11 protein-coding genes are annotated in these 13,909 nt (G+C 47.7%); 5 read left to right on the top strand and 6 right to left on the bottom strand.

All coding sequences use genetic code 11. The annotated features are described in order from the left end of the window. Window position 1: 1 nt before the first annotated feature. Entirely contained in the window at window positions 2–1,951 is a 1,950-nt protein-coding gene (cydC, locus tag Q9R46_RS18470; RefSeq protein WP_311281236.1) for a thiol reductant ABC exporter subunit CydC, read from the top strand. Window positions 1,952–2,861: 910 nt separating this feature from the next. Here cydC and Q9R46_RS18465 read toward each other — a convergent pair. Further along, entirely contained in the window at window positions 2,862–3,884 is a 1,023-nt protein-coding gene (locus tag Q9R46_RS18465; protein WP_145333621.1) for a LacI family DNA-binding transcriptional regulator, read from the bottom strand. A 490-nt stretch (window positions 3,885–4,374) separates the two neighbouring features. On the opposite strand from Q9R46_RS18465, the gene Q9R46_RS18460 reads away from it, so the two are divergent. The 3 genes from Q9R46_RS18460 to Q9R46_RS18450 all read left to right on the top strand — a co-directional run bounded on the left by Q9R46_RS18460 (window position 4,375) and on the right by Q9R46_RS18450 (window position 7,598). Continuing rightward, on the top strand, window positions 4,375–5,718 hold the full coding sequence (locus Q9R46_RS18460) for an ABC transporter substrate-binding protein (RefSeq protein WP_123064072.1): 1,344 nt from the start codon (window positions 4,375–4,377) through the stop codon (window positions 5,716–5,718). Window positions 5,719–5,886: 168 nt separating this feature from the next. Beyond that, on the top strand, window positions 5,887–6,780 hold the full coding sequence (locus Q9R46_RS18455; RefSeq protein ID WP_145333818.1) for a carbohydrate ABC transporter permease: 894 nt from the start codon (window positions 5,887–5,889) through the stop codon (window positions 6,778–6,780). Next, on the top strand, window positions 6,780–7,598 hold the full coding sequence (locus Q9R46_RS18450; RefSeq protein WP_145333620.1) for a carbohydrate ABC transporter permease: 819 nt from the start codon (window positions 6,780–6,782) through the stop codon (window positions 7,596–7,598). The genes Q9R46_RS18455 and Q9R46_RS18450 overlap by 1 nt, the downstream gene beginning before the upstream one ends. A 176-nt stretch (window positions 7,599–7,774) precedes the next feature. Here the strand turns inward: Q9R46_RS18450 and Q9R46_RS18445 are convergent, their stop codons facing one another. From Q9R46_RS18445 to Q9R46_RS18435, 3 genes are all read right to left on the bottom strand, one after another. Then, window positions 7,775–8,734 (bottom strand): MraY family glycosyltransferase, encoded by a 960-nt coding sequence (locus Q9R46_RS18445; protein WP_090921690.1) that lies wholly within the window; start codon window positions 8,732–8,734, stop codon window positions 7,775–7,777. Window positions 8,735–8,866: 132 nt separating this feature from the next. Further along, window positions 8,867–9,685: a hypothetical protein gene (locus Q9R46_RS18440; RefSeq protein WP_311281235.1), complete on the bottom strand. Its 819-nt coding sequence runs from the start codon at window positions 9,683–9,685 to the stop codon at window positions 8,867–8,869. Next, window positions 9,685–9,996, bottom strand: a complete 312-nt coding sequence (locus tag Q9R46_RS18435) for an ArsR/SmtB family transcription factor (protein ID WP_145333618.1) — start codon at window positions 9,994–9,996, stop codon at window positions 9,685–9,687. Before Q9R46_RS18435 ends, Q9R46_RS18440 begins: the two co-directional genes overlap by 1 nt. Window positions 9,997–10,207: 211 nt before the next feature. Between Q9R46_RS18435 and Q9R46_RS18430 the strand changes: the two genes are divergently transcribed. Next, window positions 10,208–10,597, top strand: a complete 390-nt coding sequence (locus Q9R46_RS18430) for a nuclear transport factor 2 family protein (protein WP_311281234.1) — start codon at window positions 10,208–10,210, stop codon at window positions 10,595–10,597. Between the two features lie 759 nt (window positions 10,598–11,356). Here the strand turns inward: Q9R46_RS18430 and gntK are convergent. Next, window positions 11,357–12,907: a gluconokinase gene (gene gntK / locus Q9R46_RS18425; protein ID WP_311281233.1), complete on the bottom strand. Its 1,551-nt coding sequence runs from the start codon at window positions 12,905–12,907 to the stop codon at window positions 11,357–11,359. A 156-nt stretch (window positions 12,908–13,063) separates the two neighbouring features. Continuing rightward, window positions 13,064–13,891, bottom strand: coding sequence for a carbohydrate ABC transporter permease (locus Q9R46_RS18420; protein WP_145333615.1), 828 nt, complete (start codon window positions 13,889–13,891; stop codon window positions 13,064–13,066). Between the last annotated feature and the right edge of the window lie 18 nt (window positions 13,892–13,909).

Here is a 13,909-nt window from a genome sequence, read left to right as displayed (position 1 = left end):
GATGAGATCCGGACATCCAGGGACAGAGACCGAACGAGGCGGACAAGGTGGAAAAAATGGCTGGATTACTCCATACGCGACACAGTACCGCTGGCGAATGATCGGTGCGATTGCACTGGGCACATGCGCGGCTCTCTGTGCGGTGATGCTCCTTTTTACCTCCGGGTATCTGATCTCCAAGTCTGCGCTGCGTCCTGAAAATATTTTGATGGTCTATGTTCCGATTGTTGGTGTACGTGCCTTTGGTATCTTCCGGGCGGTGTTCCGTTATGTCGAACGACTGGCAGGGCATGATGCTGTTTTGCGTGTGCTTGCAGATCAGCGGGTGAAGCTATATCGCATTTTGGAACCACAGGCTCTGTTTCTGCGTTCGCGGATGCAGACCGGTGACGTGCTCGGTGCACTGGCCGATGATGTAGAACGTCTGCAAGATATATATCTGCGTACTGTATTCCCTGCTGTTACAGCACTTGTGATCTACGGAGCGGCGGTACTGGCATTTGGCAGTATAGATCCGATGTTTGCGCTATGTATGGCACTGTATATGTTGTTTATTGTTGTTGCACTTCCCGCAATTTCACTAAAAATGACATGGAGATGGCGTGTACAGCTCAAAAGAGAAAACAGCAAGCTGTACACACGTCTGACCGATGGCGTGCTTGGGCTTGGAGATTGGATTGCCAGTGGCAGAGCGGCAACGTTCGTGCAATGGCAGGAAGAGGACGAGGAGCATGCTGATCAGATTCGCCGTAGATTGCGTCGCTGGAGCCGTTGGCGCGATTTTATTGCTCAATGCATCATTGGGGTGATGGTTGTTATGGTCACCATGTGGGCAGGACAAGCGGCGTCAACAGCTCAGTTGCCCGCGGTTATGATTGCGGCATTTGTGCTTGTCCTGTTCCCTTTAACGGAATCATTGCTACCGGTTGGCGACGCAGTAGGGCATGTGCCAGATTATCGTGAATCGTTGGATCGATTAAACAAGCTGGAGGGCTCGGAAGATAAGGGACGTCAGAATGGGAAAGATCAGAAAAAGAAGTCCCAAACATTTGAGTCACATAACAGACATCGATCTGGTTCAGTTGCGGTGCAATCGACCTATGAAGTACCCGTAGCGGATAAGGGAATGACTGCAGATGGACGAATCCGTCTACGCATTCCCCCGAAACTCCGGGCGGATATTAGCATTGAGCAAGTGAGTTATCGATATGAAGCAGAGACAGCATATGCCGTTCGGGATATCTCTCTGCATCTGCCTCAGGGCAAACGTATGGCTATTCTTGGACGCAGCGGTGGTGGTAAATCAACGTTGCTGAAGCTGATCCAAGGTGCCTTGTCGCCCTCATCCGGCAAGGTTTTAATCAATGATCTGCCTGTAGAGATGCTTGGCGAGAGTGTAACCGAAGTGATAGCAGTACTCAATCAGAGCCCACATCTCTTTAATACGACGGTTGCGGGCAATCTGCGGATTGGTCGCCCAGATGCAACGAATGAAGAGATTCGGCAGGTCGCTGCGCAGGTTGGTTTGGCTGAACTGATCGAGTCTCTGCCACAGGGGTATCAGACACCGATGCTAGAGACAGGACTGCGCTTCTCCGGCGGAGAGCGTCAGCGGATTGCACTAGCCAGGGTTTTGCTACGGAAGACGCCCGTTGTTATTTTTGATGAGCCGACTGTAGGGTTAGATCCCGTGACAGAACGCGAACTGATGCGTACCATGCTGGACAGCCTGCAAGGCAAAACGTTAATCTGGGTCACCCACCACCTGATTGGTGCAGAGAAGATGGACGAGATTGTGTTTGTGGAAAATGGAAACATCGTCATGCAGGGTTCTCACGAACAGCTGCTGGCTCGGGAAGAGCGATATCGCCGACTCCTTGAACTGGATCGGCCCGGATGGTTGGATCGGCAGCGCAAATCCCCGCTACCTCCCACCGCTGCTTTCAAGTAACCGACTGTGGCAGGAGATTATGACCCTATGTGAGCAGAGATTCCGTCCCTCTACTAGTTCTGAGGATGTCACCGAGTAGTAGGGAGGGTGCAGGAAAGTGATATAATGCAGGTGAATAATGTGAAAAAAGACGAAGCAGGCACAGTCCTGCTTCATCTTTTTGTTGTTTGTGCCCGAAGTCGCCAAAAGTCGGTGCCCGACTATGTAGCTCTCATCATGTGCTAACTATCGTTCAATGAACACCCTCGCGCCTGCTTATGTACTCCCCACTATGTACTGCCAAGCTACAATGCAAAGGGCATGTATGCCCTTATTGTTATGAAGGTCGTTGGGCCGTCTCCATCACGCTCCAGAGTCAATTCTACATCTCTGCCTTGATGACAATGACAATGCGGCTAACGATCACAGATGACCCTATTTGGCCCGTTTTAGCTCTTTTCGAATTCTAACGATCATGAGGAACGCTATTTTCTCGTTTTGGCTCGATAATTGCAGTTCCCAAGCCGTTTTAGTTCAAATAGCGTCGCTGGTGATCGTTAGAATTTTTACCGAGGCCGAATCCCGCAAATAAGGCTTCTGGTGATCGTTAGAGTGTAGAGGGGAGAGAGACGTAACTAGTGCACACCGGGTTACAGCAAAAGTAATAACTGAGTAACTATTTAGCGTCACCACAGTGTCAACCAACCCGAGCCCCAGCACCAACATCAACGCCAGCCCCAACGAACTACTATCGATCTATCCATCTAATCAGAGCCTCGTGCAATACATACCTGACACAACAGACGATGTTTCTACCCCCACGCTCTCGAATCACAGTGCTACTCAACTTGACTAACGTGATATCCAGCCGAGTAGCCCAGTCCTTCTTTACACTACACTACACTACACTACACTACACCGCCAAATTCATTTACTGATATGCCAGCAAAGTGCCGCAGGAACGGCGTAACACCAGCTCCGGCTCTACTTTAATGCAACGATTATCCATTTGTTTGTTCATCAGGTCGAACAGGATCATTGCCGCAAGACGTCCGATTTTGTCTGTATCCTGCTTAACAGTTGTGAGTGGCGGATCACTGTAACGACAGGCTTCGATGTCATCACATCCTGCAACAGCAATGTCCTCGGGAACACGGAGTCCCGCCTCTTTAAAGGCTCGTACTGCCCCGAATGCAAGCAAGTCCGTGGCGGCGAATACAGCTCGCGGCAAGACATCTGCTTTTAACAGCTGTTTGGCTGCCTCGTAACCGTCGGTAGCGGCATAATCTTGGCTGTATACCAACCATTCCGGTTTCTCTTCGAGACTAAACTGCTTTAGGGATTGTTTGAAGGCTTCTTCCCGTTGCTGCATGACGAGGGAGGCACGCTTTAGCCCGATAAACCCGAGATCCCGATAGCCATTCATGTAAAATTGTTCCACCACTTTGGTAGAGATTTTCTCGTTATCCGACATGATATAACAGGAGTTCTGTCCGGTCAGCTCAATATCAATTCCGATGCACGGAATGGGACTGGCATCAAGGTCAGACACGCTGCTCTCCACCTCATCTCCCGCAATGATAATACAGCCATCCACTTGAAAATATTTGGAACGTGCCAGGTAGTCCTCTCCCTGATCCAGAAATTTTTCGTTGGAAAAGAAGAGTAAATCATATCCTAACAGGCCGATCTGTTTCTTAAAGGCATTAATGACTTCCACAAAAAAAGGGTGACTGAAATCGACATTCAACTTCCCTGCAAAGACAACACCCACCAGATTGGACTTTTTAGTTGCCAGTGTTTTGGCGGAAGATGAGGGGCGATAGCCTGTTTCCTCCATAATCTTAAGTACGCGTTGGCGTGTCTCTTCACCAATGTCAGGGTAGTTGTTAATAATTTTGGACACCGTTGCAACAGACACACCGGCTAAACGAGCTATCGTTTTGATATTCATTATATATCCCTCAGATTCTAAACTAGTTTCGTAGATTGTGGCTGTGTCATTTTATAGCTTTCTTGCCAACATTCTATGCCACAACTATCTTAGAGTCAATAACAGAAAGGGGAATCGTCGAGGTGAATATGATATGTATGGATATTTTTTAAGTGTTTGAAGTCAAATCTAACGAAAACACCGAGATATTTTAGTAAAAATAACCTAGTTTAGCTGAAAGTGAAGGCTCATTTTTACTAGATTGACAGGAAGAGCAGAGGTGGAAAAACCAAGCCACCGAATATAGGTTTCGTAAAATAAAATATGGAGTTGCTCTCAAAATGACGCTAAACCCCATACATGACGCAGTTTCATCACATATTTTGTAAAAATTCAAATAAACTATTTACAAATTTATCAGGCGGAGTCATAATGAGGGTGTAATTAACGAAACTGATTTCGTAAATTTATTGAATTGTAAATTAATCTTGAATGGTTGGGGGAAAGTGATATGAAGAGAAAGATTTTATCTATTACACTTGTAACCGCTTTAATGTTTGTGCTTGCAGCATGTGGCAACGGTTCGACCGATTCGGACGGGAAGGCGTCTACGGATGGGAACAAAAAGGTAACGTTAAAGATCATTCACTGGCAACAAGAGAACATCAACAATTACATCAAAGAATTCAATAAAAAGTTTGAAGAGAAGTACCCGGACGTGAAAGTGGAGTATACCACAGTTCCGGCAGATGCAACGTATGATCAATTGATGCAAACACGGATGAACGCAGGGAGTACAGGGGATGTAGATATCATTCCGCTCAAGTCCAGCTTCGTGGGCGCTCCGCAGGACTGGTCTAAGGGTGCGGCTGATCCGATGTGGAAGCAATGGATCGATGCAGGGTTGATCAGTGACTTGTCAGGTCAGGCATTTATCAAAAACTATAACGAAGTTGACGTGCAGAACGCGATGACGTACAACGACAAGGTGTACGGTGTCAACATGGGTAAAGTGGCATTCACAGGCCTGTTCTACAACAAAGACCTTTTTGCCAAATACAATCTGCAAGTGCCAACGACTTGGGATGAACTGCAGAACGTCATCAAAGTATTCAAAGATAACGGTGTAGAAGCATTAGGTTTTGCAGGTAAAGATGTTTGGCCGATTGGTCTTGCAGTACAGGGGCTTCAAGCCTCCATCCATGATGACCAGCTTAGCTACATCAAAGGTCTGTGGACGGGGCAAACCAAGTTGACTGATCCGGTACAGATCGAAGTTTTGCAAAAGGCTCAAACGTTGATGAACAGCGCAATGCCTGGTTTCATGGGGATTGACTACGGAACACTGCCAAGTCTGTTTGCTACAGGTAAGGTGGCGATGATTGCGGACGGTACGTGGGATGCTACGACGATTCAAGCGGCTAACCCGGATCTGAAGTTTGGGTATTTCCCGATTCCGGGCAGTAATGATGCGGCAAAAAACAAAGACTTGGCTGGCAAATACGATATGACCTGGATGGTTGTAGATAAGTCACCAAACAAGGATTATGCGCTGAAGTGGCTTGAAATGTTGTCGGAGAAAGGGAACTATACGGATTTTGTTAATGCAGCCGGATTCCTTCCGACACAGCCTGATGTAGAAATCAAGAGCGAGTTTATCAAAGATATTCAACCATACCTGGAGAACTTCAAGTTGTCCTGGGATCAGTTGTTTATTAATCGTCAGAATGTAGGACAGTACATTGCGGAGTCCAGTGTTCATGCAGAGATGCTTAAACCGGCCGGGCCAATTGCTACACCAGAGGAACTTGCGAGCAAATCACAAGCAGACTGGGATGCGGCAGCTCCCAAGTAAGCAAATGATTGGACCCGTGTACTATAAATAATTCGAGTATCGATCTAAGATTGCCATACAGAATAACCACCGGAATAGCGCTTGGGGTAAGAGCCTTCAGGCCAGCCTCGATCAAGCAAAGCTGTTATTCCGGTTTTTTGGTTTTACCCGATGAAAGGTGTGAGGACGATGTATCCGTTTGGAAAAGGGAAGGCGCGGCTGATTCCTTATCTATATTTAAGCATTCCGTTGCTGCTTTATGTCGTGTTTGGCTTTGGCCCATCACTCGTGACTGTGCTGTTTTCGTTTACCGACGCGACTGGAGTGAGAGGACAGGAGTGGAGCTTTGTCGGTTTCGAAAATTATAAAACCTTCTTTGGCGCATCTAATGCGGGCGATCGACTGGACGCGATCGGGCGATCCTTATATTTTGCGTTTGCCGTAGTCATCATCCAAAACGCAGTAGGTCTGTTCATGGCAATCCTGATTAACAAAAAGCTTCGAGGCGACAAGCTGTATCGTGCGGTATTCTTTTTGCCCGTCGTGCTGGGTGTAACGGTGTCTGGCCTGATCTGGCAGCTCGTAGCGAATCCGCTTGGCGGGCCGGCGCAGTCGCTTCTGAATTTCTTTGGTACCAGCTCCAACTTTTTCGGGGATTATAATATTGCCTTCGAGCTAATTATTTTCGTGCAAATCTGGATGTACATGGGCTACTCCATGACCATCTTCCTTGCCGGGCTGCAGACGATTCCGAGTGATCTATACGAGGCGGCTTATATGGATGGTGCATCGGGCTGGAAAGCCTTCACTAACATCACGTTCCCGATGATTGCTCCTTCTTTCACCGTGAATATGCTGTTGTCCATCATCGGCGCACTGCAAACCTTTGACATTATCTACGTCCTCACAGGCGGTAAATTCAATACAACCACTCTGGCATTTGACGTTTATGCAACAGCGTTTGGCAGCGGTACGGCGGATTATGGTCTGGCTTCTGCGGTAGCGATGATCCAGTTCCTGTTTGTGTTCACAATCTCCATGGTCGCATTGTTCTATCTTCGCAAAAGAGAGGTGGAAGTATAATGAAGCAAAGCAGAACATCAAGAACAATCAGCTACATTATTGTGCTGCTGATGCTTGCGCTATACGTCTTCCCTCTGTTCTATCTGTTTAATGTGTCGATGAAAACACAGACGGAGTATTTGCTGAATCCCGTAGCGCTGACAGAGGGCATTCGGCTGGAGAACTTTGCCGAAGCATGGACGAAGGGCAGTTTCTCGCAGTACATGTGGAACAGTGTGCTTTACACGGGCATGTCTACCTTGTTGACGTTGATCTTGTCTGTGTTTGCAGCATTCCCGCTTGCTCGTAGATACGTGAAGTTCAGCACGTTCATTTATATTTTCTTTTTGATCTCTATGTATTTGCCGAACCCGTTGATTCCGCAGTTCTCTTTGATCAATCAACTGGGGCTGTATAATACGCAAACGGGTTACATTTTGCTGAAAACGACGGGTACGGGTATTGCGTTTCTGATGTTTGTCGGTTATATCAAATCGGTATCCCGCGAGCTGGATGAGGCGGCTGCCATGGATGGATGCGGATACACCCGTTATCTGTTTACCATTCTTGTTCCGTTAATGAAGCCGATTCTGGCAACAGGCATCATTCTCACAGCCATCGGGGTGTGGAATGATATCATTGGGCCGACCATTTATTTGTCTGATCCGAATTATCAGCCAGTGACCAAAGGGTTATTTACCTTCTATGGGCAGTATATGAATAACTGGCCGTTGCTGGCGTGCGGAATTTTAATTGTAACGCTGCCGCTGGTTGTGCTGTACGTTGCGTTGCAGCGTTTCATCGTCGGCGGTGCAATGGCTGGTGCGGTTAAATCATAGGTCTTTTATGAATTAGAAAAACGACTAATCTGGATTTCTTCTTGATGTGTAGATATCGATGTAACAAGATATGGGATAACAACAGAAGCCACCCTCATTCGACATGAGGGTGGCTTCTTGTATTTCTATTGAACCATTCATTGGCATAGCTTGCATTGGGTGATCCAACGATTTTTTTACATGTCCACTAACAATAAAATAATGGAGGACAGACACAGACAGGTGCTGACCAGATAGAGAACGGCAACCACCTGTTTGTGATTCAAACCGGCACGTAACAGGCGATAGTGAGCTTGGCTTGCATCGGCCTGATAGATCGCTTTGCCTTGCAGGAAACGTTTGATCACGACGAAAATATTATCGAAAATCGGTACGCCGAGCGCCAAAATCGGAATGAAAATGGACAGCATCGTCGCTTGTTTGAATGCACCGTCAAGTGCGATAACCGCTAGGATGAAGCCTAGAAACGTAGCGCCGGCATCGCCCATAAATACTTTGGCTGGAGCCTTGTTATATTTGAGATAACCAAGCGTTACCCCAACTAAAGTGATGGACATCAGCGCTGAATCGCTCTGGCCCTTGGTGATGGCTACGATAAACAGCGTGATTGCCGAGATTGCAGACAAACCACCAGCCAGCCCATCCATCCCATCCGAGAAGTTAATCACCGTCGTAACTCCGAAAATCCACAAGATCGTCAGAATGAATTGCAACCAGATCGGCAGGAGCACATACTCTGCATTGAACGGATTCACGAACCCGGTAAATGCAATACCCGAAGCGAAAACGAGCACCGCGGCCGAGACTTGAATAATCATTTTAGGTAACGCAGGAAAATCTTTTCCTTTGGTTTTGTACCAGTCATCAATCGTACCAATCGTCAGGAGAAGCATTCCGCCTGCAACCAATGCGGCGGTCTCCCAGGTCAATTCTTTAGTAAGAGCAATATATGTCAGGAAAAATCCAGTGAATATCGCGTAGCTAGCGGTCAGTGGTATCGGTTGCCTGTGCAGCTTACGCTCCACATCTTCCCGGGGCTTGTCCACAAAATCCAGTTTGTGCGCCAGTCGGCCCAGCGGCGGAATCAGCAGAACCACGACAGCAAAAGACAATATGAAAGCCAGTATGTACATCATAAACTCGCTTGGTTCACTCCCATCATCCTCATTTCCTCTTATTATACGAGTTCAACCCGAAATCTGTCGATGTCAGTATTGTAACCTAGAGGTTAGATAGTAATGCGCGTCAGATGTAATAGATGAAACAAATTAGACGTTACTTTGAGGCAGATAAGGCCCGAAGTAATCAAGTACGTTTTCTGCATGATATCCATCATCGCCCTGCCAAGTTGCGACAAAGATAAAGTCGCCCGAACCGCCTTTACGTTTTCTTGGCGTATTCCCGGGAACCAGGATGCCGGCGGCTGCCCAGATTTCCAGCAGGGCGTCCCTTTCCTGTTTGCTGGAGGGGAGACATTCTTTCCACTTTTTCTCCAGAGAGCGTGCGCTGTCTTTTGGATCTCCGGTCTGTGAGACTTCCAGCAGCTTGACGAGGATCGTTTGGTCTTCCACGGTCACATCGTACGGGATGGTGCTATCCAGAAGCAGCAGTTCCAAATCCATCAGGCAGTAGAGTAGCCACCCATGCCGCACGCCACCCCATTTCATCCGTTCAAAATTTAGCACGTTCAGATCTTCATTCACATATTGTTTATCCGATTGTAAGCAAAGGAAGTTACAGTCCCCGCAGGCGCTTGTATTGGCATGTAAAGCCGGGCGTTCCCTGTAAGTATGCAGCGGCATGTTTCGTGTCAAAGCCCAGCTGGATAACGCGCTGCGCAGATACAATTTTTTGGTGGATAGGCTGTGTAGAAAGGCTGTAATGACGCGCTCTTTAAGCGCAGGGTTCTGATGCATGTGATGCAGGCGCTGTACGATCTCGTCATGGCTGATCGTGAGAGGGTCGAACATGACGCCCTTGCTTTTGGCATATTCAAAATCGTCACCCGCAAAGGGGGCATGGGGGGATTTCCAACCGCCACCACTCCAGAATGTACTCAGTAGAATTTTAGCTGCTTTTTTATCCATTAGGCGGAGCCTCCTGTTTGTAGAATCATAGCGACCAGTCCTGGAAAACGTGCAATGAGTTCGTCCTTTCTAAGGGAATAAAAGTGCTGTTTACCGTCAATGCGTGGCTGAATAATGCCAGCTTCTCGCAAGATTTTGATGTGATGGGACAACGTTGATTTGGAGATATGGTCGACTTCAAAAGCCGAGCAATTTTTCTCACCCGAGCTGGCCAGGCAGTATGCGATTTTCATGCGGATGGGGTCACCGAGTGCATTGCAGACCGTGGTCAGACTCATCTCCGAAGCGGTAGGTATCGTTATAGTTCTCATAAGATAGACGTTAGCATAGTTGGCTTTTTCTTTCAATGTTCGAAAAAAATCGAAATATGTGTTGCGATGAAGCTTGGAAGTGTGGTAAGGTTCTTTTCGCATTATATTGTTCGATATTATTCGAACTGATAACATGTATAACATGTGATAAGCATACGGCATGAGATTTTTCGTTCGAAGCGACATGAGACCAACAGGAGGCTAATTATTAATGAATACAGCAACGAGCATTACGATGTTGAATAACTATTTCCGATTATTTGATGCTTCACGGACAGATCAGCGGGCTATGGAGGATTTGTTATCCCTGTTTACTCCGGATGCTGAGATTGTGTTGAATGGCACTAGCCATACTGGGTTTGAGGGATTTATGAAAGCTTTCTATAATTACAACCAAGACATTAAACATATGTGGGATGCGTGGGTGCCCCAGCCGGACGGCAGTTATCAAACGAATTGGGCTGTGTGCGGACAAGCAACGGATGGATCGGTGTATGCGAAGACGGGCGTGGATATTGCGCGTGTGAATGATGCAGGCCGGATTGTATACTTGGAAAATGTACAAGCGGACGAGAATGCGTTCAGCAAATATAATTCGTAGGTGTGTTATAAACCCCACAGCTTTAAGCTTTGGGGTTTATTTGTATCTTGGTGAGTGTGCGCACCGCATATTGGACATATTTTCTGAAAAAAAGATCGAATGAAACAGGCTCTTCCCGTCTCTAGGTTGGGAAGAGCCTTCATTGAGGAGCGTCATATGAATGTTGTGCTAATCCTTGTTACTTCATTTCATATTAGAGTGGAGCTGACCTCTGCAAGGCTCGAAGTCTTACAGGGGTGGGGCATTTGAGAAGAGGCCTCTCACGCTACGCAAATTCTAACGGTCACCAGAGACGCTATTTGGCGGAAAAAGCAAGCTTTCAGATTCTAACGATCACCAGAAACGCTATTTGCTCGAGATAGCTGTTTCTGGGACACTTTTAACCTGAAAATGTTGAAATAAGGTGTCTGGTGATCGTTAGATTTCAAAAACCTCCTAAAAGCACTAAATAAGCTCTCTGGTGATCGTTAGCGCTTTACCCTTCACTATCTGCTACCAATGATCGTTATCATCATTCCCGTGTACTATCCGCAACCGTAGACCATTGCCATCATTCCCGTGTAGTATTCGCTTCAAGAGATATTATCGTCAAGCTTCTGCTTAGACTTCCCGCACCATTCGAACACTGAGGGTGCTAGTAATTCGCTCCAACACCCTCTATTTCGGAGAATGGTTAACACCAGTTCTTCACTATTCGTCTCTATCCGTCTAGCTCAGAGAGAGCTCCTAGCCGTGCTTTATTATGATTATGCCAACGCATTACTCCTCCATCATTCGATTCTGGAACGCCGCGATATCGGCATATTCCTCTTCAAATTTGCGTGAGATGCGGATGAAAATCGGCAACAGTTCGCGATACACACGCACACGTTCCGGGTGTGGCTTATGGCGGTGTGTTGAGCCAATCATGCCGGAAACGGCGCTTAGTGAATCGATGCGGCCTGTGGCATACAGCCCGAGCACGGCGGCACCAAGGCAGGAACTCTCGATGCTTTCGGGTATGATAACATCCTGATCGAAAATATCGGCCATCATCTGCCGCCACAGCTCGGAGCGAGCGAAGCCTCCAGTGGCCTGGATCTTTTTCGGACGCCCAATCTTCTCCTCAATGGCGAGCATAACCGTGTACAGGTTAAACAGCACACCTTCCAGCGCTGCACGGATCATATGCTCCTTCTTGTGATGCAACGTCAGACCGAAAAACGATCCGCGTGCGTTCGGGTTCCAGAGTGGTGCGCGCTCCCCGGTCATATAGGGGTGAAACAGCAGTCCGTCTGAACCTGGGGGTACATTTTCAGCGACACGTGTCAGGACTTCATACGGATCGATCCCGAGCCGTTTTGCCGTTTCCACCTCAGACGCCGCAAACTCATCCCGAATCCAGCGGAAAATCACGCCGCCATTGTTCACAGGCCCGCCAATCACCCATTGATCCTCCGTAAGCGCATAACAGAAAAAACGTCCTTTGGGATCGGTTACTGGTTTATCCACGACCGTACGAATCGCTCCACTGGTACCGATCGTCACAGCAACAATCCCTGGGTCAATAGCATTTACACCCAGATTCGAGAGTACACCGTCGCTTGCCCCAATCACAAAAGGAGTCGTCTCCGCAATGCCCATCGCTTTGGCATATTCGGGATTAAGCCCTTCTTTGAATACATGAGTTGTCGGTACAAGGCTGGACAGATGCTCCGGTGTAATGCCTGCGACATGTAATGCTTCTGCATCCCATTCGAGTTTTTCCAGATTCATAAGTCCGGTGGCGGAGGCCATCGAATGATCGATAACAAATTCAGAGAATAGCTTGTAGAAAACATATTCCTTCATGGAGATCAATTTATGTGTCTGTCTGAACAAGTCCGGTTCTTCTCGGGTGAGCCACATCATTTTAGTTAGTGGAGACATGGGATGAATGGGTGTACCCGTTCGCAGGTAGATTTCATGTCCGTTCATCTCCGATTTGAGTGCTTCTGTCCATTCGGCACTGCGATTGTCTGCCCATGTCATCGCTCGCATCAACGGTTTGCCTTGTGCATTAACAGGAAGAATGCTATGCATGGCCGAGCTGAACGAAACAAACAGAATGTCGTCCGGCTGTACCCCTGCTTTAGAGGTGGCTTGATGCACGGAGGAAATAACGGCTTGGAAAATGTCCTCTGCATCCTGCTCTGCAATCGCGGGTGTTGGTGTGTATAGCGGATAATCTGCACCACCTTGTGCCACAATGCTACCGTCCTGCTTGAACAACACAGCCTTGGTCGAGGTTGTGCCGATATCTACGCCGATCATATAAGGTGAAGCCGCCATGGTGATCATCCCTCTTCCGTTTCAATTACTGCGTCTGAAAGTGCTATGAATTAACGTCTGGTATCTCATCTATAGAATAAGAATATCAGACTTGAGGGAAGGATCAAAATGGCGTCACATATATTCACCGCTCCAGGGAGTCTTACCTCCCCTGGGTCAGTCCTTCACCGCTCCTGCGGCAATATCCGAGATAAACTGTCGGCTGATGAACAGGAACATGATGATGAGTGGAAGAACGGCAAGCAGTGTACCTGCAATGACCATCGCATAATCCGTGTTATAGAGTCCGTTTAATTGAGACAATGCAATTTGCAACGTGTATTTGCGTGCATCTGTTAGTACAATTAACGGCCACAGGTAGTCATTCCACACACCGATAAAGGTGAAAGCACCGAGAAAAGCAAATGCTGGCCGCAGAATCGGCAATGCGACGTTCCAATACAAGCGAAAGAAATTACATCCGTCGATCCGTCCTGCATCCAGCAGATCGTTCGGGATGGATTCCGTCGCATACTGACGGATCCAGAAGATGCCGAAGGCGTTGACCATGCCCGGAATAATGAGGGCTTTGAAGGAACCTACCCACCCGAACGTGGCCATCAGCACGAAGGAAGGCACCAGCGACAGCTGGGAAGGCACCATCATGGTGGCGAGCAGCAGGACGAAAAGCCATTTTTTGCCCGGAAACTCAAACTTCGCAAACGCAAATCCCGCCAGTGAATCAAAAAACAACACCAGAATGGTTACTACACCTGATACAAACAAGGTATTCAGAAAGGCTCCCCAGAAATCAATCTGCTGCAAAACCCGTGTAATATTATTCCACAGCTCACCGCCGAACCAGAGTTGGGGCGGAAACTTGTAGATGTCGGACGTTGTTCGGGTGGACATAACCATGAGCCAATAGAACGGGAACATGGATATAAGCATGCCCCCGATCAGGCCGGTATACAGCACCAGCGACTTGAGATGTTTGGACGCCATGAGCGCTCCCCCCTTGTC

This window comes from Paenibacillus sp. RRE4, from assembly GCF_031844205.1.
GTDB classification, from domain to species: Bacteria; Bacillota; Bacilli; order Paenibacillales; family Paenibacillaceae; genus Paenibacillus; species Paenibacillus xylanexedens_B.
The sequence above is the reverse complement of the archived record's forward strand: the minus strand, read 5'-3'. Positions and strand labels throughout refer to the sequence as shown.